Here is a 19,171-nt window from a genome sequence, read left to right as displayed (position 1 = left end):
GGGAAAGGATCGACATGATCAAGTGGGCCATCATCTTCGCCATCATCGGCATCATCGCTGGCGTGCTGGGCTTCGGCGGCATCGCTGGCGCCGCCGTGGGCATCGCCAAGTTCCTGTTCTGGGCAGGCATCATCATCGCCGTGGTCCTGTTCCTGATCGGCATGAGCGTGGCGAAGAAGGTCAGCTAGCGCCAGTCGCGCAGCAGCGTCTTCAGTGCGCGCTGCTGCGCGAGAACAGATTGATCACCAGTACGCCGGCGCAGATCAGGCCGATCCCGATCAATGCCGGTGCATCCAGCCGCTGCTTGAAGACCACCAGGCCGATCAGCGAGATCAGCACGATGCCGACGCCGGACCAGATTGCATAGGCGATGCCGGTCGGCACCGACTTCATGGTGACCGATAGCAGGTAGAAGCACAGCCCATAGCCAACCAGTGCGCCCACTGTCGGCCACAGCCGGCTCATGCCGTCCGAGGCTTTCAGCAGTGACGTGGCGATCACTTCCAGCACGATGGCGGCGGCCAGGTAGATATAGGGGTTCATCGCGGGCTCCGGGTCACTGCGGGTCGCACCGGATCAATCGTCGATGCGAGCGAAGCGCGCCTGCGGGCCGTGTTCGCCCGGAACCTGCTCGATGAACATCGGGTAGGGGCGTACCCACAGGCCGCCTTCGCCATAGAGTGCGCGATAAAGCACCATCGGTTCCAACGTCTCGCTGCTGCGGACGATGTCGAGCACCTCGTATTCGCCGCCCTTGAAGTGGCGATACCGGCCACGGGCGAGATCGGGCAGGGGAGTCAGCTCAGCCATGGCAGGGCGTGCTCACTTGCGCGTCGGGCTGGCGGGCTTGGCGCAGTACGCGTCGATGGCCTCGGCCGTGTTGGCCAGGCCCTGCGCCTGCGCCAGTTCCCAGGGGCGCTCGCAGCGCTGGCTGTGTTCGCACCACTGATAGCCGGCAGAGCCGATACAGCCGTGCGCATCACGGTCGCCCCCCACCACCGGTGTCGCTGGCGACGCCTCAGCCGCATCAGCGCGCGCGGTCGCCGTGTCCTGGCTGGCACAGCCGGCCAGAGCCAGCAGGGCCGGGATCAGAAGAAGCACCTTCATGCGCGAGCTCCGTGCGTAAAGCGACATTTTCTGTCGCAAATAGCTCGCCAGCAAGCGCTCAATGCACGGCGGCGCGGATCAACTCTTCGATCAGGATCAGATAGCTGGCCACGAAATAGAACTTCAGCAACGTCGAACGCTGGTGCGAGAAGAAGGTGCGCATGTGGAAGGGGCCCCTGTTGATGACGGTAGTGTGAAGCCAGCCTGACTCCGTGACAAGGATCACGGAATGAACGGGCTAAACGGACTCAGGGATGTGATGAGGGTGGGGTTCTGACGCACTGGCGCGGACTTTTCGTACTTTTCTGATGGGACCACCCTGATGGCATGGCTAGGGTGACGGCATCAGCAGAGGGTCTAGTGCCCCCTGCGCCTTTCCCAGAAGGAGCGTCCCATGGTCATTACCGTCAAGTGCAGTGCCGCGCAGTGGTCCCTGTTGGATCCGGCCGCAGGCGTCGCCGAAGCATTCAACTCCGGGGCCGCAGCGTTCGATGCCGCGGTTGGCCTGGCCAGCGCCCACCATCGCCGGACCGGCCAGGGCAGCACGGTGCGCGTGGAGGCGCTGGGTAGCAGCGTGGATGCCGTGCATTTCGAGGCGATGGCAACCGCCTCGGGGCCGGTTACCGGCCTGCGTCCTGCGCCGGTGGCGTAACGCCGGAGGATCCCCCGTGCAGTGCCTGGCTTACGACATGGCGCAGCCACGATGGATTCACCGTTTTGGCATAGACATGACCGATCTGTGCCGGCAGGGCGCGATCCTGCAGTACGCGCAAGGGCTGTTGGGCCAGCACGAGGATGAGCAGATCCCTGCGCAGGCAGCAGATGCGGCGCAGCAGTGGCATGCCGTCAGCCTGGCCCACAGTCGGCATGCAGGGATCGATGATCAGTGCGTTGCAGCGCGGGCTGGCGATCTGGGTCAGAACCTCTGCGGGCGAACGCGCTTCGCCGAGGGTTCTGCCGTCCAGATGGGGCTGGAGTCTGCGTATCAGTTCGCGTCGGATCCAGGGGTTTGCATCGGCGATGACGAGGGAGGGGAGGGGGGACGGCCGGCTTTCGCAGGCGCCACTGCCTGACTGGAGTGGCAAAGCGTGAACAGCTTGAAGTATCTGCATAGCAGGCTATGGATTGTCGGGGCCACAGCCTTTGGGCAGGAGGTCGTAATAGGGGATGGCAGTCCAGCAGCGCCATTCACGGCTGCGCGTGTCCATGATCAGCACCAGATTGCGCCGCCATGTCCCCACGTTGTAGCCAGCATCGAATCGCAGCAGGCAATCGATCTCGAAGCCGCCATCTGCACGATACTTTGCCGTGATGGTTTCACAGCGCTCACTGCTCTCCGGTACTCCCAGCTTGCGGTTGTCCGAGCCATAGAAATCCCCCCGTTCGGCCAGCCACGCCTCCACTCCAGCCTTCCCGCCAGCCAGTTCGGCCAACGCCGCCGCCAGCTTGGCTTTGGTAGAGAACTTCTTGTATTGCGGAACTGCGATCAGGGAAAGAACTGCAATGATGGCGACGACCACCATGAGTTCGACCAGAGAGAATCCTCGTTGCCGGCGTGTATGCCTCAACGCGTGACCGGCCCTTGAGATTTTCTTTCTCATAGGTTCCTCCATGAGGAAATCAACTTTGAATCATGGCTGGCGCACGCAATGGGAGAGACGCGCGCAACTGTATACAGGCCCGGCGATCTATGTAGGGGCATGCGCGTGCGATCAGTTCAGGCAGACCTGGGGAAGGAGGCTCCGGTCCGGAATGTCGCCCTTGCAGAGCCAAGCTCCCTGCGAGTCGCGATCCAGGGTCAGGCTACCACTGCCGATTGCAGCGTCGCTCTTGAGCTCGCAGTTGATGCTCGTAGCTCCATTCGTGACATCGCTTGTCACCGTAATCCAGGTACAGCGGGAGCTCGACTCGGGCAGGCCAATCGATGCCGGCGTGGTGACCTCGCTGCCCTCGGCGAGGAGTGATTCAACGCCAACTTTTCCACCGGCAACTTCTGCGAGGGCGCCCGCCAACTTTGCCTTGGCCGCGAACCGCTGATACTGCGGCAGGGCAATCATCCCCAGAATCCCGATGATCGCCACCACCACCATGAGTTCAATAAGGGAAAAGCCCTTCTGCCGGGATGCGCTTTTGCCTGCGTGGCGTGTACGGCCGATTGCGGTGTTCATGATAATCCTCTGTGGCGTGGTGGTTTCATTGGTCTGGCCCGGAAACAAGCATTCGTGGCGCAGTCATAGGAAATCACGTGCACGGCAGTGGGTATATTCAAGAACTGGTAAAGTCGAGCGTGTTGAATGGCCGCGCGACTGTTTTGCGAATAATCAGAAAGTGCGCCGCAATTGCGTTGGGCATGGCCCAGGCACTGCCTGCACATCGGCCTTGCCCGCATTGCATCGCCATTCTCCGGCAGGGGTTCGCCACCATTGCAGGCGGCCGTCCTGGCGCAGATCGCAGGTCAGCACCGCGCGGCCGGTGTCGGGGAGCGAGGCGCGCAGGTGCACGCAATGCGCGGCGCTGGCAGGCAGTCCCAGGTGCTGGTCGGTCACGGTGAGATCACCTTCGGCGTAACTGCTTTCCACGGCGGCGATGGCGCCGCCCAGCACGCTGGCCGCGTCGCGCGGCCGGGTGCGGCCGGTAGCGTCATCTGCCGAGGGCGCACACAACAGTAGCGCGTAGACGGCTGTCAGTCCGGCGACGATGCAGACCGACGCCCAGGGCCGGTAGTGGCGTCGGCGAGGTGCCGCCTGTGTGGTTGATCGAGGGCGCATGGAGGGCGGCTCCCGTTGTCGAGAAGGGCGCGCGGTGCAACCACAGGCCGGGGCCGCTCTCCCCAGAGCAGCCCCGGCATTCGCATCCCCTGGCTATCGTTGTCGTGCGCTACAGCGCCAGCGAGCTTTCCACGTCCAGCACCATGCGCCGGGCGAGAGCTAGATTGGCCTTCTGCCGATCCAGTACCACATAGAAGAACAGGCCCTTCTTGGCCGACACCGGGCGCAGCACGTGGTACGCGCGACCCAGAGTGATCAGCACGTCCTCGATGCTGTCGTTGAGCTTCAGCGCTTCAGCCGCTTTCATCTTGGCGCGCAGCACCTCGGTGTTTCCTGCGGCCGCCAGCTCCATGTCCACGCCTGAGCCGGCCTCACCCAGCAGCATGCCGCTTTCGTAGTCGACCAGGGCAACGGCTTGTGCGCCGTTGATCTGCATGAGCGTGTCCAGGCATTTGTTGATGGCGATGTTCATTTCAGTGGTCCGTTGCGGGTGTGAGGAGTTGAAGAGCCGTCTGATCAGTGAGAGGGCATGCATCAGTTCGGGTTGTCGGTCAGGGCCCGTACGCACTGCTTGGCATGCCACAGCACGTTGCCGATGACACAGCTGTGGTCGCATGCGGTCATCAATAGGCGGGGCTGTGTTCCGGGAATGGCAAGCATCAAAACCTTGCCGTTGGCGGCATCGAGGATGAGTGTGTCGAGTTCACCAAAGTGCAGTTCGCGACCCAGCGCACTGGCCAGGCCGAGCATCGAGCTGGTCATCGCGGCCAGGCGATCGGCGACATGGCCCTTCGGGCCGGCCTGGGCCAGTGCGAAACCATCAGTGCTGGCAACGACGAGCGCCTGGATGCCGGTGACATCGTGTACGAGCGCGTCGAGTGCCAATGTGCGGTCGATGTCATTCATGGGCGGCCGCCGTGGCATTGCATTCGATCTGACTCATCAGCAGGTCCATCGCCATGATGGCCTGCGCCATGTCGCGTGGGTCCAGCGGCAATGCCGGCAGGTGTGGCGCATGGTCCTGCAACCAGTCCTGCCAGTGCGGCTGTACCGGATCATCGGTGCTACCGCATCGGGTGAAGCCGATGACGACGGGCAGCCCCGGTGCGCTTTCGGCGATAGCTCGCAGATGCCGCCCGGCCAGCGTGGCGCCCACGCTGGCGCTGCCATCGATCAGAACGATGGCACCTTCTGCACCGGCCAGCAGGATCGGCCAGATGTAGGAGAAACGTTCCTGCCCCGGCGATCCGTACAGGCGCAGGCGGTCGCCGCCTGGCAGGTCGATGTCGCCATAGTCCATGGCCACGGTGGTGTATTGCTTGCCCACGGAAGGGTCGGTATTGCGGGCTTCCGTCACCACCGCCGTGCCCTGGGTCAGGGTCTGCACGAGGGTGGACTTGCCCGCGCCGAGTGGGCCCATCACTACGATCTTGTGCTCACGCACGGTCATGCACTCCAGCGGATGCGAAGTTGTCGCCACAGATTGACGAGGCTGTCGGCGGGCGAGGGGCGCACAGGTGCGTCCTCGCCCACAACGGGAAAGGCATAGGCGGTGAGGAACGCTGCGTTGAAGAACGACTGCACGGTTTGGCGTGGCAGATCCAGGATGTCGCAGCATGCGCGCACGGACGCGCCCTGCTTGATCAGCAGCGCGCACAGTCGGAAGTGATCGGGACGATGGGCCAGGATGCGGAAGTCTGGCCAACGCCGCAGGCGCAACTTCGTGCAGTCTTGCAGGGGCGGGATCGGCACGCCGGGCCCGTCCGTGACCAGGGCAACGTTCCACAGCGTCAGGCGCAGCGGAACATTGCTGCACACCGTCGCACGCTGCACGAAGACCTCCTGTGTCACCGGTACTAGGCTCAGTCGAGAGTCTGCGTCGCCCAGTAGTCTCTGCAGCAGTGTCAGCGTGATCGGCGCGGGTGCGGTGGTCATCATCCGGTCGTTCCTGGCGTCCAGCCAGCACACGGTGGCCCCGTCGTGAATGATCGCGGCATGGGCCGGCCGCCGCGACGGCGTGCTGTCGCTCGCCAGATGCAGTCGCAACTGCTGTACGAACGGCAATGCGGCAGTTGGCAATGCGGCCGGCGCCAGTGGCTCTGCTTCAAAGGGCTCTTGCAGATCCTCAAACGATTGACGACGGAATCGGACCATGGGGTGTCCAGTGCGGCGAGTGATCGGAGGTGACTTTGTAAGCGGCCCCGCTGGCTTTCTGGAATGAAACTATTGGGAAAACTGCTGTGTAATTCGTATTTTTGATGCTCTCTGCAATTAATGGAATTGGCCGGAAGTTACTGCTGCAATGACATCAATTGCAGTGAGCGATTATTAAGTTGACGTAACCTGGAATGATTACTAGCGTCTCCACTGCGCACTGCGGCGTGACTATTGACGGGTAATCAGCATGCTCACTCGAATTGCCATTGCGGATGATCATCCACTGGTCTTGCTAGGCACGCGCATCGTGATCGAGGCCGGTGGGCAGCATCGCGTGGTGGCGGAGGCGCGATGTGCAGAAAGCCTGCTGGCCATCCTGGCCGAAGAGCCGGTGGATCTGGTGGTGACTGATTTTTCGATGCCGGATGTCGGCCGCTCGGACGGTCAGGCGATGCTGCAGGCGCTGAGTCGCAATTACCCCAAGGTGCCGGTGATCCTGGTCACGATGGTCACCAACGCCACCACCTTGAACATGGCAATGCGTACCGGTGTGCGCGGACTGGTGTGGAAGTGCAGTTGCGTGGATGGCACCCGCAAGGCGGTCGATACCGTGTTGAGCGGGGGGATCTACCTGGACCCCCAGTTGGCGCACTGCCTGCAGGAGGGTGGGCGTGAGCGATCGCTTTCGGTGTTGTCGCCCAAGGAGCTGGAGGTTCTGCGGCTGTATGTGTCGGGACCTTCGATCACAGAGATCGCCGGGAAGCTGCGGCGCACCGTCAGTACCATCAGCCGGCAACGCATTTCGGCGATGAGGAAACTGGGCATCAGCAATGATGCCGAGCTGTTCGCCTATGCGTTCGAGGAACGCCTGGGCAATGCCGGTGGCATGGCCAGTGGGGCAGCAAACGGGGGCCCATGAGTTCACGGCGGTCCAGTCAGGTCCGGTTGAGTTGTTTGAATGGGGGAACAACTGCCATCGCGCCTCCCTCTGTGCGCCGCGCCGTGAATCCCGGATGCTTGCGCCATCGTATTCATCTGGAGATCTCGATGGGCAAGGCACTCACCTGGCGCACCCTGGCCTGCATCCTGTTGCCGATGCTGGCGGCCGCCGGCGGCGCCCAGGCGCAGAGCTATGGCTACGGCTACGACGACGACCGCTACGGCGGCCGCGATGGCAGTGGCATCGTGCGCTGCGAGTCGGTCAAGAACCGCAGCAATGAGTGCCGCCTGGATGGCCGCGCGCGGTTGATCCGCCAATTGTCCGGTTCGCCCTGTGTGGAAGGTGAGACCTGGGGCCAGTCGCGCAACGGCGTCTGGGTCACACAGGGGTGCCGTGCCGAATTCGTCGGTGAATACCGCCGCGGCGGCGGCTGGGGCGGCAATGGCGGCGGCTGGGGCAACGGCAATGGATGGGGTGGTGGCGATGTGGTCACCTGCCATTCCAATGGCCACCGGCAGGAGTACTGCGATGCCCGCATCCGCCGGGGCGTGCGCCTGATCCGCCAGGACTCGCGCAGTGCCTGCATCGAAGGTCAGAGCTGGGGCTGGGATCGCCGCGGCATCTGGGTGAGCGATGGCTGCAGGGCGCAGTTCCAGGTGAACTGAGCTTTACGGGTTCAACCCGTGAAAATCAGAATAATCTGATACAGCTCACATTTTGAACGACGTATCGTCTGTGACCAGGGCGCCCTGCGTGCCCTGATACCCGGTGATGTCGATTGCCGTAGCCGGCATCAGCATCGCGCCGCCGTCGATACGCTGCCTCAAGGAGTGAGCTGCATGTTGATCCGCCTGCAATGCGAACAGCGCCAGTGGCGCGTGCTGCACCCGGATAGGCCGGAGCCGATCGAGTTCCGTGATGGCGCACGAGCCTATGACTTTGCCGAGACCCTGGCCCGCCTGCACTTCGTCGACACCGGGCAGCGCGCCGCCGTGCGCGTGGAGGCCAGCGGGGCGTTCGTGGAAGCGGTCAGTTACGGTTGAGCGTGGGGCGCCTGCCGGGGCAGGCCTGCGGGGTTCGGCCATCCACGCATGGCGTGGAACCACCTGCTTCCACCGTGGAAGGTGCGAGCCTTCGGCTGCACCTTCCCGTGATGCGTGGATTCCTGATCGGCCTCAGCCCGCGGCACTCAGCGGCGGGCTGCCTGCGGCCAGCTGTGGCCAACGCTTGAGCACGGCGGCGCGGATGCCGGCCGCATCGATACCGGCTTCGGCCAGCAGGTCCTCGCGGCTGGCGTGGTGCTGGTAGCTGTCGGGCAGGCCCAGGTGCAGGATCGGACGCAGCACGCCTTCGGCATTGAGCAGTTCACCGACACCGGAACCGGCACCGCCGGCCACGACGTTGTCTTCGATCGTGACCAGGCCCTCGTGTTGGGCGGCCATGGCCAGCACCAGCTCGCGATCCAGTGGCTTGATGAAGCGCATGTTGACCACGCTCAGGCCCAGTTCGCGGCCGACCTGCTCGGCGGCGGGCACGGTGCTGCCGAAGGCAAGCAGGGCGATGCGGTTGCCCTGCAGGCGCAGCTCGCCCTTGCCGATCGGCAGGGTCGACAGGTCGGTGCCGGCCGCAACGCCGGTACCCGTACCGCGCGGGTAGCGCACGGCAGCCGGACCCGGGTGCTGCAGGCCGGTGCTGAGCATCTGCCGGCACTCGGCTTCATTGGAGGGTGCCATCACCACCATGTTCGGCACGCAGCGCAGGAAGCTGAGGTCGAGGTTGCCGGCGTGGGTCGCGCCGTCCGGACCGACCACGCCAGCGCGGTCGATCGCAAACAGCACGTCCAGATCCTGGATCGCCACGTCGTGCACCAGCTGGTCGTACGCACGCTGCAGGAAAGTGGAGTAGATCGCCACCACCGGCTTGCCACCCTGGGTGGCCATGCCGGCGGCGAGGGTGACCGCGTGCTGCTCGGCGATCGCCACGTCGAAATAGCGCTGGGGGTACTCCTTGCTGAAGCGCACCAGGCCGGAGCCTTCGCGCATCGCCGGGGTGATGCCGTAGAGGCGCGGCTCGGCGGCGGCGGCATCGCACAGCCAGTCGCTGAATACATCGGTATAGGTCGGCTTCTTGGCCCCGGCCTTGGCCACCAGGCCCTTGTCCGGATCGAACGGGCCCACGGCGTGGTAACCGATCTGATCGCCTTCCGCCGGCTCGTAGCCCTTGCCCTTGGTGGTCATCACATGCAGCAGCTTCGGGCCCTTGGAGGCGCGCAGCGTCTTCAGAGTGGACAACAGCGCCGGCATGTCGTGGCCGTCGATCGGGCCGGTGTAGTGGAAGCCCATTTCCTCGAACATCGTGGAGGGCACGAACATGCCCTTCCAGTGTTCTTCCCAGCGCTTCACGAAACGCGCCGGGTTGTTCTTCTTGTCACCGAGGATCTTCTTGCCACCTTCGCGCAGCGCGTTGAGCGTACGGCTGCCGGTCGCTCGGCCCAGCATCTTGGTCAGGCCGCCCACTGCCTCGGAGATCGACATGTTGTTGTCGTTGAGGATCACCAGCAGGTTCGGCTCCGGCTCCATGCCACCAGCGTGCATCAGCGCCTCGAACGCCATGCCGGCAGTCATCGCGCCGTCACCGATCACCGCCACGACCTTGCGGTCGTCGCCTTCGGACTGGCGGGCGATGGCCATGCCGAGCGCGGCCGAGATCGAGGTGGAGGAGTGGCCGACGCCGAAGGTGTCGTACTCGCTTTCCTCGCGCTTCGGGAACGGCGCGACACCGTCCTTCTGCTTGACGGTATGGATCTCGTCGCGGCGACCGGTCAGGATCTTGTGCGGGTAGGTCTGATGGCCGACGTCCCACACCAGCTGGTCGACCGGGGTCTGGTACAGGTAGTGCAGGGCCACGGTGAGCTCGATGACGCCCAGGCCGGCGGCGAAGTGGCCTCCGCTCTTGCCCACCGATTCGATGAGGTAGGCGCGCAGTTCGTCGGCGACCGCCCTCAATTCGGATTCGTCGAACGTGCGCAGGTCATCCGGTGTCTGGATGCGCGCGAGGCGGGGATAGCGGGCAGAGTCGATCATCATGTTCGCACTTTTTCTGAACGCCCATTTTCGCCCTCAAACGGGGGTGGGGCAAGCAAACGCCGCCGTCCGTGACAGGACGGTGAGGGTTGCATGTTCGGGCGTTCAGGTGCTCAGTTTCGAGCGCTTGGGCAACTGCGCCTTCAGGAAGGCCATCTGGTCGGCCAGGATGTTGCGGTTGGACAGGATCAGGTGCTCGATCCAGCTGGGCCGGTAGGGCACTGCCAGCAGGGGCATGCCGGCCTGCTGCGGGGTGCGGTCGCTCTTGCGCGAATTGCAGTGGAAGCACGCGGTGACCACGTTTTCCCAGCAGTCCAGGCCACCTTTGGACAGCGGCATGACATGGTCGCGGGTGAGCGTGGGGCGGGTGAACTGCTGGCCGCAGTACATGCACAGATGGGCGTCGCGGGCGAACAGGGCCTGGTTGGTCAGGTTCGGCGTCGGGTCGATCGCGCGGGAGCGGGCGTGGCCGCGGGCAGCGATGATCGGGTGCAGGTCCATGCCGCTCTGCAGGCCGCTGAAGCGGTTGGTGCCACCGTGGATGTGCAGGCAGGGATCGCCAAGCGTCCAGGCCACTGCCTCGCGGGCGTAGAGGCAGGCCGCATCCTGCCAGGTGATCCAGTCCAGTACGCGTCCGTGGGCATCAAGCGAGAGCAGCCGGACCGAACCGGGGCGATGCAGCGTCGTGGCGTTGGGCGATGCTTCGGCGCCCGGAGCAGAAAACGGAGCTCCGGCTTCGATCAGACCCAAGCGTGTAGTGTCTGTCTCCATCGGGAGAACAGCTTATACCTGAATGTTGACGATTTGTGTATCGCCCGTCGGCGATACGCAAATCGTCAACATTCAGGTCCGCGCATTCCTCCTATCCCCCGCACCTGTCGGTGCGCCCCCTTAACAAAGGGGGCTTTTCTCCAGATGGATTCCGGTGGTTCTCATCCACGCATGGCGTGGATCTACGCAGTTCGCGGGGAACTGTCAGAGGCGGGGCGGTGTGGGGTGGCAGGACCGTTGGCGCCATGGATGGCGCCATCGAGCCCCATGGATGGGTTTACGGTGTGTCCTGCCAGGCCACACCGCCCCGCCATCCACCGGGATGCAGCTGTTGCTGTTGCGGTTGCCGGCCAGCGGCCGGCACTACCGCGGGTGCCGGGCGGCAGCCCGGCTCAGACGCCGAATCGCTCGTCGTCCATCGCCATCAGCGGGGCGGCGCCGGACTGGATCGCGGCGGCGTGGCTGAGCGTGCGCGGCAGCACACGGGCGAAGTAGAACCGCGCAGTCTCGCGCTTGCCCTGGGCGAAGGCGGCGCCGTGCGCGCTGGCATCGGCGGCGGCCACGCTGCGGGCCCACCAGTAGGCCAGCACCACGTAACCCGAATAGAACAGGTAGTCGTAGCTGGCCGCGCCCAGTTCGTCCGGATTGCCGGCCGCGCGCTGGAGCACGTCCATCGTCAGCTTGCCCCATTCGGCGGCCTTGGCGCGCAGCGGGCCAATGAACTCGGCCAGCGCTTCGTTGCCCTCGTGTTCCTTGGCGAAGGCTTCGATCTCGGCCAGCATCAGCTTCAGGCCGGCGCCCTGGCTGGACGCGGTCTTGCGGCCGATCAGGTCCAGCGCCTGGATGCCGGTGGTGCCTTCATACAGCGTGGTGATTCGGGCATCGCGGGCCAGCTGTTCCATGCCGTGTTCGCGGATGTAGCCGTGGCCACCGAAGCACTGCAGGGCGTTGTAGGTGTTCTCGATGCCCCATTCGGTCTGGCAGGCCTTGGAGATCGGGGTCAGGAAGCTCACCAGGGTGTCGGCGCGCTCGCGCTCGGCCGCATCTTCGGCATGGTGGGCGACGTCGATCAGGGTTGCGGCGTGCAGCGCCAGCAGGCGGCTGCCTTCGACCAGCGACTTCACCGTCAGCAGCATGCGGCGCACATCCGGGTGGACCAGGATCGGGTCGGCCGGCTTGTCAGGGAACCTGGCACCACTCAGGGCGCGCGACTGCAGGCGCTCACGGCTGTACTTCAGCGCGTTCTGGTAGGCGCGCTCGGACAGGCCGATGCCCTGCAGGCCGACCCCCAGGCGCGCGGTGTTCATCATGGTGAACATCGCCTGCAGGCCCTTGTGCGGCTGGCCAACCAGGTAGCCCTGCGCGCCATCGAAGTTCATCACGCAGGTGACCGACCCCTTGATGCCCATCTTGTGCTCGATCGAGCCGCAGCGCAGTGCGTTGCGCTCGCCGACGTTGCCGTCGCGGTCGACCTTGAACTTCGGGGTGACGAACAGCGAGATGCCCTTGGCACCCGGGGGAGCGTCGGGCAGCTTGGCCAGCACCAGGTGCACGATGTTCCCGGTCAGGTCATGCTCGCCGGCGGTGATGAAGATCTTGGTGCCGGTGATCGAATAGCTCCCATCGGCGTTCGGCTCGGCCTTGGTCTTGAGCAGGCCGAGGTCGGTACCGCAGTGCGGTTCGGTCAGGCACATGGTGCCGGTCCAGCGGCCCTCGATCAGCGGCTTGAGGAAAGCCTCGTGCTGCCAGGCCTCGCCGTGCTGCTTCAGCGCTTCGATCGCGCCGTGCGAGAGCAGCGGGAAGTTGCCCCACGCCAGGTTGGCGGCGTTGATCATTTCGTTCAGCGGCACGCCCAGGGTGTGCGGCAGGCCCTGGCCGCCCAGCTCCGGCGAGGCGGTCAGGCCGGTCCAGCCGCCATCGACGAACTGGTCGTAGGCCTGCTTGAAGCCGGGCGGGGTGGTCACTTCACCGGTGGCCTGGTCGAGCACGCAGCCGATCTCGTCGCCGACGCTGTTGAGCGGGGCCAGCACGGTGGCGCTGAAGCGGCCGGCTTCCTCCAGCACGGCATCGACCACGTCGGCGGTGGCGTCGGTGAAGCCCAGGCGGGCGAACAGGGGTTCGACCTTGAGCACGTCATGCAGGGCGAAACGGAGGTCGGAAAGCGGGGCGGTGTAGCTGCTCATCGGTACGTCTCGATTTGATCAGGGCAGGGGAGAGCGGCGCCGGGCGCCGCCACGAAAGGCGGGTTCAGCGCAGCACGCCGGGCAGGCCGGGGGCCTGGTTGAGGGTGCTGCGGCTGCTGATGTCGAAGCTGCGCTGCTTCTTCTCCTGCGGCGTGGCCGCCACCGTTCCCTTCAGGCCATAGGCCAGGGTGCGGTTGCTGGCCAGCGCATCGGCCACCACCAGGCGCGCGGCCGAGCTGGGCACGAGGTCGATATTGATGACGTCGGCGGAGGTGCCGCCGATGGAGATGCCGGGCTTGGCCTGCAGGGTGCCCGCTTCGTTGTCGCCGACGGTCAGCGCCAGCGAAACGTCATCGAAGGTCATCGGCATCGAGCTGAAGTTCTGCAGGCGCAGGGCCACGGTCCAGTTGCCGTCGGCACGCACGGTCAGCTGCTGCAGGCTGGCCGCCGGTTCCGAAACACGCTTGACGATGCCGTTGTTGCAGGCAACAAGGGCGAGGGTGCACAGGACAATCAAGGCGATACGGAAACGGTGGAGCATGGGCGCAAGTCCTCTGGAGGGGTGCGTTTGGATAAGCATACTACGGCGTATGGTCGTTTGGATCGCCTGTGGCGACCCGTCGCAGAGGGTAGCGCGTGAAGATGGTGGCCGGGCGTGCGCGGCGCCGCGGTTGCGACGCGGTTCAATCGGCGGGCGTATCGCGAAGCGGGGCCATCAGGCGCAGCGGGCGCAGGTCGTAGCCCATGGCCTCGGCCTTTTCTTTCAGCGCTTCGAAGCGTGCGCGATCCATTTCCGGCAGGCGCGAGAGGATCCACAGGTACTTCCGGTCCGGTTCACCGACCAGCGCCCACTGATAGTCCGGATCCAGCGCCAGCACCCAGTAGTCGGCCCAGACCAGCGGGACCCAGCTCAGCCAGTCCGGCGCGAAGCGCACCTGCAACTGGCCGGGATGGCCGGCCACCGCGCGAGCCACGCCTTCGGCGACCACGCGCTCACCGTCGCCGTTGCGGCAGGCGTTGGTGACACTGATGCGGCCATCGCTGCGCAGTCCGTAGTTGGCGGTGATCTCGCCCACGCACTGCTTCTGGAACGAGACCGGAAGATGCGCAATCTCGTGCCACTGGCCGGCGTAGCGATCGATGTCCAGGCGCTCGACCGCGCGCACAGGTTCAGTGGCGATCACCGGGAAAGCGGCCAGCAGCAGGCAGGCGAACAGGGCGGGGCGCAGAGGCATCGTCAGGCTCCAGGCAGGAGTCTGGAGCGTAGGTGCCGCCGCGCATGCCGGTGTAAATGTTTCGTCAACCGGGCGTGTGCGCAGGCGCCGCATCCGCCACTCGTGCAGTGCGCGAAGCACGGACAAAAAAAGACCTGCATCTCTGCAGGTCTCGAAAGATGGTGGCCGAAGACGGAATCGAACCGCCGACACGGGGATTTTCAATCCCCTGCTCTACCAACTGAGCTACTCGGCCAAACTGTGTGGCAATCACGATCAACCGTGATTCCCGAAAAAAAGACCTGCATTTCTGCAGGCTGTCGAACGTGGTGGCCGAGGACGGAATCGAACCGCCGACACGGGGATTTTCAATCCCCTGCTCTACCAACTGAGCTACTCGGCCACGTAGTTCATTGCAGCGAGGTCGCTGCCAAGGACGCGCATATTACGGAGGTCAGCCGCCTACGGCAAGCATTTTGGCAAAAAACCTTCACATTGCCGTCTGCGCAGGCGCAAGTACTTGATCCGCCGTCGCGGAGCGGGGGCGCGCTGGATGCCGATTCAACCGGGCGCGGCGGCGCGGTGATCATCGCGTGCGGCGGAATTCAGCGGGCCACGGTGATCGACAAACGCGGCGTGGCGCGGCCTGCGCGTGGACGGCACCGATACCGGACATGGAACGCTGTTTTCGTGACCGCCATGGGGGAACGCTGCAGCGTAGTGTCGGCGTTCCTTTCCTGATGCTGGCAACAGCAGAGACCGTCGTCATGTCCGACTCATCGACCACCACCCGCATCGTGCTGGCGTCGCGTCCGCAGGGGGCGCCCACCGCAGCCAATTTCCGCCTGGAGCAGGCCGCGCTGCCGCCCTTGGGCGACGGCGAGGTGCTGCTGCGCAATCGCTATCTCTCACTGGACCCGTACATGCGTGGACGCATGGATGAGGGACCGTCGTATGCCGCGCCGGTGGCAGTGGGGGCTGTGATGGAAGGCCAGACCGTGGCCGAGGTGGTGCAATCCAGGGCCGAGGGGGTCGCAGTGGGCGAACGGGTGCTGGCGCCGGGCGGGTGGCAGACCCACGCCGTGCTGCCGGCCAAGGCGCTGGGCCGCCGCCTGGACCCGGCCGGGCTGCCGTTGAGTACGGCGCTGGGGGTGTATGGCATGCCGGGCTTCACCGCCTACTCCAGCCTTCATGAAATCGCCCGCCTGCAGCCGGGAGAGACGCTGGTGGTGGCCGCCGCAACAGGGCCGGTCGGCGCGACCGTGGCGCAGTTGGCCAAGCTGCAGGGCGCGCGCGTAGTGGCTATCGCCGGTGGCGAGGCCAAGCGTGCCTATCTGCAGACGCTGGGCGTGGACGTGGCGCTGGATCATCGCGCGGCTGATTTTGCCGAGCAGCTGCGCGCGGCGGTACCTGCGGGTATCGACGTGTACTTCGAGAACGTCGGGGGTCATGTACTGGACGCGGTGCTGCCGTTGCTCAACGACTTCGCCCGCATTCCGGTGTGCGGCACCATCGCCACCTACAACGATCGTGGTGTCACGCAGCCTGGCCCGGACCGCCTGCCGGCGCTGTTCAGCCAGATCCTGCGCCAGCGCCTGACCGTGCGCGGTTTCATCGTGCATGACTTCAAGCACCTGTGGCCGGACTTCGAGCGCGAGATGGCGCAGTGGCTGCGTGAGGGCCGCATCCAGTACCGCGAGGATGTAGTGGAAGGGCTGGAAAATGCACCGGAGGCGTTCTTCGGGCTGCTGCTGGGGCACAACTTCGGCAAGCTGGTGGTGAAGCTGGACTGAGGGCTTGGCCGGTGCCGGACAAGGTCGGCGGCTTGCGGGTCGCGTCAGCCGTTGGCGACCTTTTCCCGGCGCAGCAGTTCGCGCTTGCGTGCCACGCCCCAGGCATAGCCGGACAGGTCGCCGTCGCGGCGCACCACCCGGTGGCAGGGCACCGCCACGGCCAGCGGATTGCTTGCGCAGGCGCGTGCCACCGCGCGGCTTGATCGCGGCGCGCCGATACGCGCGGCGATTTCGGCATATGAGGCCGTCTGTCCGCGCGGAATCTGCTGCAGCGCCTGCCATACACGTTGCTGGAAAGCCGTGCCGCGGATGTCCAGCGGCAGCGTGGCGCCCCGCGAGGGATCCTCGACCAGGCCCACCACCTGTGCCACCAGTTGCTCATAGCCGCTGTCGGCCCCGACCAGTTCGGCCTGGCGGAAGCGCTGCTGCAGTGACTGCAGCAGCGCTTCCGGATCGTCGCCGAGCAGGATCGCGACCACGCCGGTGGCACTGCTGGCCACCAGCACGCTGCCCAACGAACTTTCGGCAAGCGCGAAGTGGATGACTTCGCCGCGACCACCGGCACGCCATTGCTTCGGCGTCATGCCCAGCAGCTTCGGCGCGTTCTCGTAGAAGCGTCCGCTGGAGCCGAAGCCGGCATCGTGGAAGGCGTCGGTGATGCGTTCCTTCTGCTGAAGTTCGCTGCGCAGGCGATCGGCGCGCAGCGCTGCAGCGTACTGCTTCGGGGTCAACCCGGTCGCCTGCTTGAACAGGCGATGCAGCCGGGTCGGGCTGCAGCCGGCGATGGCGGCCAACGCCTGCAGCGAGGGCTCGTCGAGGCTGGCCTGCAGATGGCGGCAGACCCGTTCGACGCGGGCATCGGGAGCGGTGGTGGCGGTGCTGTCCATGGATGGATTCTGGCACGTGCCGGTTCTACGGAAACTCCGTTTCCTGCACCGGGTCGGGAGGCCCGGAAACGGAGTGTCGGCAGGCGAGAGGCGCGGCATCGTGGTGGCCACTCCACAACCGGTACCACCCTCATGCGCCTGAACAACAAGATCGCCCTCATCACCGGTGCCAGTGCTGGCATCGGCCGCGCCAGCGCGCTGCGCTTTGCTGCCGAAGGGGCAAAGCTGGTGCTCAATGCACGACGCCCACAGCCGCTGCAGGTGCTGGCCGAGCAGATCCGCGCCGCCGGTGGCGAGGTGGTGGTGCATGCCGCGGACGTGGCTGATCCGGCCACGGCACCGGCGCTGGTGGAACTGGCCCAGCAGTCATTCGGTGGGTTGGACATCGCGCTCAACAATGCCGGCATGCTCGGGCCCGGTGCACCGGCAGCAGAGTTCCCGGTGGATGCGTGGCGCGAGGTGATGGCCACCAATCTCGATGCCGCCTTCCACGCCGCACGCGCCCAGTTGCCGGCGTTGCTGGCACGCGGCGGTGGCTCGCTGGTGTTTGTCGGCACCTTCGTCGGCCACACCGTCGGCTTCCCGGGCATGGCGGCCTATGCGTCGAGCAAGGCGGGGCTGATCGGCCTGAGCCAGGTGATTGCGGCCGAGTACGGCGCGCGCGGCGTGCGCAGCAACGTGCTGCTGCCCGGGGGCACCGATACCGAAATGGGCCGGCAGGCCGCACCGACCGGCGATGCCCGCGACTTCGTGCGCTCGCTGCATGCACTCAAGCGCATGGCCGAGCCGGAAGAGATCGCCAATGCGGCGTTGTTCCTGGCCAGCGATGAAAGCAGCTTCGTTACCGGTACCGCAATGCGCGTTGAAGGCGGCGTGTCGATCACCCGAACCTGAGCGCCGTCACGTGCGAGGCGAGTAGCGGATGCCGCTGCTGGCCATGAATCCCTTCGGGTCGAACCGGGCCCAGGCCTCGCCCCAGCTGAAGCGGACGTGGCCGCCGCTCAACGTGCGACCCAGCGCTGCACCCAGCGTGCGCCGCATGAAAGCCACTTCGGCATCGATCGCGGCCTGGGTCGGCCAGCCGTCTTCCAGTGTCGCATCAGGCAGATCGACACCCATCGTCACCCTGTCGAGCTGTTGCCCGTGGAAGCCCAGGCTGATGCCAGCGGGCGCACCGCCCAGGCTGAGCCGCTGCAGGCTCAGCCAGACGTAGCCGGTGCCGACATCGCGCTCGCCATGCGTCAGCGTGGCGAAGGCGATGCGCGCCTCCTGCAGTGAGAGGCTGGGACGGATCAGGTTCGGCAGCGTGCCGAGCTGGATGCTGCCGTCGGTTGGATTGAAGTTCATCGGCACGGTGGGCGTCGCGTGCTGGGCGGGCGGGGGCATGGGTGTCCGCGGAATTCGTGCTGCATCGGATTCTGGGCGTGTGTTCACCGTCGCAGCAAGTGGGTTCGTGCACACGCTGTTGGCGCGGGACTGACCTGTGGATTACCCGCCGGCCTCTAGCGTGGGGCAGAACGTCGGCCTGATGCCGATGAGGGAGTAATCAGATGAACGAGCCAGACAAGGATCAGGACCCGAAGCAGGGCATCCAGGAAAGCCGCCAGGACCGGAAGCAGGACAACGTGGCGAAGCAGCGGCCGGGCCAGTGCGACCAACAGGTGCGTGATGCGCATTCGCGCAGCCCGCGCCGCAAGGATGGCGGCCAGGAACCCGGCTAGGCGGATTCCAGACAAGAAAAAACCCGTAGATCGCCAGGATCTACGGGTTCTTCTGAATAGTGGTGGAGCCAAGGAGGATCGAACTCCTGACCTCGTCATTGCGAACGACGCGCTCTCCCAGCTGAGCTATGGCCCCACGGCAAGGCTGCAGTGTAGCGCTGCCTGCCGGGCTTGCCAAGCACCGGGCAGGGACGACGCAAGGCCTGGATCCACCGCCGTGCCGGCCGGATTCGGGCCAGTGCTTGGCGCAGCAGGGCGAATTCGACAGAGACCAGGCGTTGCGCAAGGCAATGCCGGGGGCGGCAGCAATGAGCAGTCGTTCCGCGAAGCCGTGGCGCCGTAGAAGTAAAGGCGAGAGTTGGTTTCGCAGCGCGCATGCGGGCGACTTGCGAGGGTCGATGTCGCGCTGACCCGGCTGCCAGGAGCTTCGGGGGCAGATCCGTTTTCCTTGGGAGAACGGAGCTGACCCCAAGGTGGTGCCGGCGGACTGTGCCGAAACCGCTTGTTTCGCCGGGTTCGGGTGCCGCGCAACGAAATCGTAACAATT

The 19,171-nt window shown here is 65.4% G+C and carries 26 protein-coding genes and 3 tRNA genes; 9 read left to right on the top strand and 20 right to left on the bottom strand.

The window, feature by feature from the left end; all coding sequences use genetic code 11:
• Positions 1-14: 14 nt before the first annotated feature.
• A complete protein-coding gene (locus AB839_RS20905; protein WP_005417836.1) occupies positions 15-188 on the top strand; it encodes a DUF1328 domain-containing protein in 174 nt (57 codons plus the stop codon).
• A 22-nt stretch (positions 189-210) separates the two neighbouring features.
• Here the strand turns inward: AB839_RS20905 and AB839_RS01840 are convergent, their stop codons facing one another.
• The 3 genes from AB839_RS01840 to AB839_RS01830 are packed head-to-tail and all read right to left on the bottom strand — an operon-like array spanning position 211 to position 1,107.
• Positions 211-543, bottom strand: coding sequence for an SMR family transporter (locus AB839_RS01840; protein ID WP_053499229.1), 333 nt, complete (start codon positions 541-543; stop codon positions 211-213).
• Positions 544-576: 33 nt separating this feature from the next.
• Positions 577-810 carry a DUF1653 domain-containing protein gene (locus tag AB839_RS01835; protein ID WP_061478085.1) on the bottom strand — a complete coding sequence of 78 codons (234 nt, stop codon included), beginning with the start codon at positions 808-810 and terminating at the stop codon, positions 577-579.
• Positions 811-822: 12 nt separating this feature from the next.
• Positions 823-1,107, bottom strand: a complete 285-nt coding sequence (locus tag AB839_RS01830; RefSeq protein WP_061478084.1) for a hypothetical protein — start codon at positions 1,105-1,107, stop codon at positions 823-825.
• 394 nt (positions 1,108-1,501) lie between these two features.
• On the opposite strand from AB839_RS01830, the gene AB839_RS01825 reads away from it, so the two are divergent.
• Together AB839_RS01825 and AB839_RS21655 are read left to right on the top strand one after the other, a co-directional pair.
• A complete protein-coding gene (locus AB839_RS01825) occupies positions 1,502-1,759 on the top strand; it encodes a hypothetical protein (protein ID WP_061478083.1) in 258 nt (85 codons plus the stop codon).
• A gap of 16 nt (positions 1,760-1,775) precedes the next feature.
• The gene (locus tag AB839_RS21655) at positions 1,776-2,180 is read left to right on the top strand and encodes a hypothetical protein (protein ID WP_061478082.1); all 405 of its coding nucleotides are present in this window, start codon (positions 1,776-1,778) and stop codon (positions 2,178-2,180) included.
• 45 nt (positions 2,181-2,225) lie between these two features.
• Here the strand turns inward: AB839_RS21655 and AB839_RS01815 are convergent, their stop codons facing one another.
• The 7 genes from AB839_RS01815 to AB839_RS01785 all read right to left on the bottom strand — a co-directional run bounded on the left by AB839_RS01815 (position 2,226) and on the right by AB839_RS01785 (position 6,029).
• Positions 2,226-2,708, bottom strand: coding sequence for a prepilin-type N-terminal cleavage/methylation domain-containing protein (locus AB839_RS01815; RefSeq protein ID WP_082783263.1), 483 nt, complete (start codon positions 2,706-2,708; stop codon positions 2,226-2,228).
• A 111-nt stretch (positions 2,709-2,819) separates the two neighbouring features.
• Positions 2,820-3,275 (bottom strand): pilin, encoded by a 456-nt coding sequence (locus AB839_RS01810; RefSeq protein WP_061478080.1) that lies wholly within the window; start codon positions 3,273-3,275, stop codon positions 2,820-2,822.
• Between the two features lie 153 nt (positions 3,276-3,428).
• Positions 3,429-3,875 (bottom strand): pilin, encoded by a 447-nt coding sequence (locus tag AB839_RS01805; RefSeq protein ID WP_061478079.1) that lies wholly within the window; start codon positions 3,873-3,875, stop codon positions 3,429-3,431.
• 109 nt (positions 3,876-3,984) lie between these two features.
• Positions 3,985-4,311 carry a hypothetical protein gene (locus tag AB839_RS01800; RefSeq protein ID WP_197467660.1) on the bottom strand — a complete coding sequence of 109 codons (327 nt, stop codon included), beginning with the start codon at positions 4,309-4,311 and terminating at the stop codon, positions 3,985-3,987.
• Between the two features lie 98 nt (positions 4,312-4,409).
• Positions 4,410-4,781: a roadblock/LC7 domain-containing protein gene (locus AB839_RS01795; RefSeq protein ID WP_061478078.1), complete on the bottom strand. Its 372-nt coding sequence runs from the start codon at positions 4,779-4,781 to the stop codon at positions 4,410-4,412.
• Positions 4,774-5,325 carry a GTP-binding protein gene (locus AB839_RS01790; RefSeq protein ID WP_049413642.1) on the bottom strand — a complete coding sequence of 184 codons (552 nt, stop codon included), beginning with the start codon at positions 5,323-5,325 and terminating at the stop codon, positions 4,774-4,776. The genes AB839_RS01795 and AB839_RS01790 overlap by 8 nt, the downstream gene beginning before the upstream one ends.
• Positions 5,322-6,029: a hypothetical protein gene (locus AB839_RS01785; protein ID WP_061478077.1), complete on the bottom strand. Its 708-nt coding sequence runs from the start codon at positions 6,027-6,029 to the stop codon at positions 5,322-5,324. The genes AB839_RS01790 and AB839_RS01785 overlap by 4 nt, the downstream gene beginning before the upstream one ends.
• 250 nt (positions 6,030-6,279) lie before the next feature.
• On the opposite strand from AB839_RS01785, the gene AB839_RS01780 reads away from it, so the two are divergent.
• The 3 genes from AB839_RS01780 (at position 6,280) to AB839_RS01770 (ending at position 8,015) form a co-directional block, all read left to right on the top strand.
• Positions 6,280-6,951, top strand: coding sequence for a response regulator transcription factor (locus AB839_RS01780; protein WP_049413639.1), 672 nt, complete (start codon positions 6,280-6,282; stop codon positions 6,949-6,951).
• A gap of 128 nt (positions 6,952-7,079) precedes the next feature.
• Entirely contained in the window at positions 7,080-7,637 is a 558-nt protein-coding gene (locus tag AB839_RS01775) for a DUF3011 domain-containing protein (protein WP_061478076.1), read from the top strand.
• Between the two features lie 174 nt (positions 7,638-7,811).
• A complete protein-coding gene (locus tag AB839_RS01770) occupies positions 7,812-8,015 on the top strand; it encodes a hypothetical protein (protein ID WP_005417823.1) in 204 nt (67 codons plus the stop codon).
• A gap of 132 nt (positions 8,016-8,147) precedes the next feature.
• Here AB839_RS01770 and dxs read toward each other — a convergent pair whose 3' ends face one another.
• The 7 genes from dxs to AB839_RS01735 form a co-directional block, all read right to left on the bottom strand.
• Positions 8,148-10,055: a 1-deoxy-D-xylulose-5-phosphate synthase gene (gene dxs / locus AB839_RS01765; RefSeq protein WP_061478102.1), complete on the bottom strand. Its 1,908-nt coding sequence runs from the start codon at positions 10,053-10,055 to the stop codon at positions 8,148-8,150.
• A gap of 105 nt (positions 10,056-10,160) precedes the next feature.
• Positions 10,161-10,826, bottom strand: a complete 666-nt coding sequence (locus AB839_RS01760) for an HNH endonuclease (RefSeq protein WP_032954353.1) — start codon at positions 10,824-10,826, stop codon at positions 10,161-10,163.
• Positions 10,827-11,218: 392 nt separating this feature from the next.
• Positions 11,219-13,009: an acyl-CoA dehydrogenase C-terminal domain-containing protein gene (locus AB839_RS01755; protein WP_061478075.1), complete on the bottom strand. Its 1,791-nt coding sequence runs from the start codon at positions 13,007-13,009 to the stop codon at positions 11,219-11,221.
• 64 nt (positions 13,010-13,073) lie between these two features.
• Entirely contained in the window at positions 13,074-13,550 is a 477-nt protein-coding gene (locus AB839_RS01750; protein WP_061478074.1) for an LEA type 2 family protein, read from the bottom strand.
• Positions 13,551-13,692: 142 nt separating this feature from the next.
• A complete protein-coding gene (locus AB839_RS01745; protein WP_005417806.1) occupies positions 13,693-14,244 on the bottom strand; it encodes a lipocalin family protein in 552 nt (183 codons plus the stop codon).
• 159 nt (positions 14,245-14,403) lie between these two features.
• Positions 14,404-14,479, bottom strand: a tRNA-Phe gene (locus AB839_RS01740).
• A 71-nt stretch (positions 14,480-14,550) separates the two neighbouring features.
• A tRNA-Phe gene (locus AB839_RS01735) sits at positions 14,551-14,626 on the bottom strand.
• Positions 14,627-14,990: 364 nt separating this feature from the next.
• Here AB839_RS01735 and AB839_RS01730 point away from each other — a divergent pair.
• The gene (locus AB839_RS01730) at positions 14,991-16,016 is read left to right on the top strand and encodes an NADP-dependent oxidoreductase (protein ID WP_061478073.1); all 1,026 of its coding nucleotides are present in this window, start codon (positions 14,991-14,993) and stop codon (positions 16,014-16,016) included.
• A 44-nt stretch (positions 16,017-16,060) separates the two neighbouring features.
• Here the strand turns inward: AB839_RS01730 and AB839_RS01725 are convergent, their stop codons facing one another.
• A complete protein-coding gene (locus AB839_RS01725; protein ID WP_061478072.1) occupies positions 16,061-16,903 on the bottom strand; it encodes a methylated-DNA--[protein]-cysteine S-methyltransferase in 843 nt (280 codons plus the stop codon).
• Between the two features lie 132 nt (positions 16,904-17,035).
• Here AB839_RS01725 and AB839_RS01720 point away from each other — a divergent pair, with 132 nt between their 5' ends.
• Positions 17,036-17,797: an SDR family oxidoreductase gene (locus AB839_RS01720; protein WP_061478071.1), complete on the top strand. Its 762-nt coding sequence runs from the start codon at positions 17,036-17,038 to the stop codon at positions 17,795-17,797.
• Between the two features lie 6 nt (positions 17,798-17,803).
• On the opposite strand, the gene AB839_RS01715 is transcribed toward AB839_RS01720, so the two are convergent.
• Positions 17,804-18,289, bottom strand: coding sequence for a hypothetical protein (locus AB839_RS01715; RefSeq protein ID WP_061478070.1), 486 nt, complete (start codon positions 18,287-18,289; stop codon positions 17,804-17,806).
• 164 nt (positions 18,290-18,453) lie between these two features.
• On the opposite strand from AB839_RS01715, the gene AB839_RS21650 reads away from it, so the two are divergent.
• The gene (locus AB839_RS21650) at positions 18,454-18,624 is read left to right on the top strand and encodes a hypothetical protein (protein ID WP_005417792.1); all 171 of its coding nucleotides are present in this window, start codon (positions 18,454-18,456) and stop codon (positions 18,622-18,624) included.
• Between the two features lie 60 nt (positions 18,625-18,684).
• On the opposite strand, the gene AB839_RS01710 is transcribed toward AB839_RS21650, so the two are convergent.
• Positions 18,685-18,760: transfer RNA gene (locus tag AB839_RS01710), tRNA-Ala, on the bottom strand.
• Between the last annotated feature and the right edge of the window lie 411 nt (positions 18,761-19,171).

Source organism: Stenotrophomonas sp. DDT-1, from assembly GCF_001580555.1.
GTDB lineage: Bacteria > Pseudomonadota > Gammaproteobacteria > Xanthomonadales > Xanthomonadaceae > Stenotrophomonas > Stenotrophomonas sepilia.
Note: the sequence above shows the minus strand (reverse complement) of the source record. Positions and strands in the feature narration are given on the sequence as shown.

Excerpts from the sequence above, each read along its gene's own strand:
- AB839_RS20905 (WP_005417836.1), top strand. The coding sequence starts at position 15 with ATGATCAAGTGGGCCATCATCTTCGCCATCATCGGCATCATCGCTGGC.
- AB839_RS01840 (WP_053499229.1), bottom strand. The coding sequence starts at position 543 with ATGAACCCCTATATCTACCTGGCCGCCGCCATCGTGCTGGAAGTGATC.
- AB839_RS01835 (WP_061478085.1), bottom strand. The coding sequence starts at position 810 with ATGGCTGAGCTGACTCCCCTGCCCGATCTCGCCCGTGGCCGGTATCGC.
- AB839_RS01830 (WP_061478084.1), bottom strand. The coding sequence starts at position 1,107 with ATGAAGGTGCTTCTTCTGATCCCGGCCCTGCTGGCTCTGGCCGGCTGT.
- AB839_RS01825 (WP_061478083.1), top strand. The coding sequence starts at position 1,502 with ATGGTCATTACCGTCAAGTGCAGTGCCGCGCAGTGGTCCCTGTTGGAT.
- AB839_RS01815 (WP_082783263.1), bottom strand. The coding sequence starts at position 2,708 with ATGAGAAAGAAAATCTCAAGGGCCGGTCACGCGTTGAGGCATACACGC.
- AB839_RS01810 (WP_061478080.1), bottom strand. The coding sequence starts at position 3,275 with ATGAACACCGCAATCGGCCGTACACGCCACGCAGGCAAAAGCGCATCC.
- AB839_RS01805 (WP_061478079.1), bottom strand. The coding sequence starts at position 3,875 with ATGCGCCCTCGATCAACCACACAGGCGGCACCTCGCCGACGCCACTAC.
- AB839_RS01800 (WP_197467660.1), bottom strand. The coding sequence starts at position 4,311 with ATGCAGATCAACGGCGCACAAGCCGTTGCCCTGGTCGACTACGAAAGC.
- AB839_RS01795 (WP_061478078.1), bottom strand. The coding sequence starts at position 4,781 with ATGAATGACATCGACCGCACATTGGCACTCGACGCGCTCGTACACGAT.
- AB839_RS01790 (WP_049413642.1), bottom strand. The coding sequence starts at position 5,325 with ATGACCGTGCGTGAGCACAAGATCGTAGTGATGGGCCCACTCGGCGCG.
- AB839_RS01785 (WP_061478077.1), bottom strand. The coding sequence starts at position 6,029 with ATGGTCCGATTCCGTCGTCAATCGTTTGAGGATCTGCAAGAGCCCTTT.
- AB839_RS01780 (WP_049413639.1), top strand. The coding sequence starts at position 6,280 with ATGCTCACTCGAATTGCCATTGCGGATGATCATCCACTGGTCTTGCTA.
- AB839_RS01775 (WP_061478076.1), top strand. The coding sequence starts at position 7,080 with ATGGGCAAGGCACTCACCTGGCGCACCCTGGCCTGCATCCTGTTGCCG.
- AB839_RS01770 (WP_005417823.1), top strand. The coding sequence starts at position 7,812 with ATGTTGATCCGCCTGCAATGCGAACAGCGCCAGTGGCGCGTGCTGCAC.
- dxs (WP_061478102.1), bottom strand. The coding sequence starts at position 10,055 with ATGATCGACTCTGCCCGCTATCCCCGCCTCGCGCGCATCCAGACACCG.
- AB839_RS01760 (WP_032954353.1), bottom strand. The coding sequence starts at position 10,826 with ATGGAGACAGACACTACACGCTTGGGTCTGATCGAAGCCGGAGCTCCG.
- AB839_RS01755 (WP_061478075.1), bottom strand. The coding sequence starts at position 13,009 with ATGAGCAGCTACACCGCCCCGCTTTCCGACCTCCGTTTCGCCCTGCAT.
- AB839_RS01750 (WP_061478074.1), bottom strand. The coding sequence starts at position 13,550 with ATGCTCCACCGTTTCCGTATCGCCTTGATTGTCCTGTGCACCCTCGCC.
- AB839_RS01745 (WP_005417806.1), bottom strand. The coding sequence starts at position 14,244 with ATGCCTCTGCGCCCCGCCCTGTTCGCCTGCCTGCTGCTGGCCGCTTTC.
- AB839_RS01730 (WP_061478073.1), top strand. The coding sequence starts at position 14,991 with ATGTCCGACTCATCGACCACCACCCGCATCGTGCTGGCGTCGCGTCCG.
- AB839_RS01725 (WP_061478072.1), bottom strand. The coding sequence starts at position 16,903 with ATGGACAGCACCGCCACCACCGCTCCCGATGCCCGCGTCGAACGGGTC.
- AB839_RS01720 (WP_061478071.1), top strand. The coding sequence starts at position 17,036 with ATGCGCCTGAACAACAAGATCGCCCTCATCACCGGTGCCAGTGCTGGC.
- AB839_RS01715 (WP_061478070.1), bottom strand. The coding sequence starts at position 18,289 with ATGCCCCCGCCCGCCCAGCACGCGACGCCCACCGTGCCGATGAACTTC.
- AB839_RS21650 (WP_005417792.1), top strand. The coding sequence starts at position 18,454 with ATGAACGAGCCAGACAAGGATCAGGACCCGAAGCAGGGCATCCAGGAA.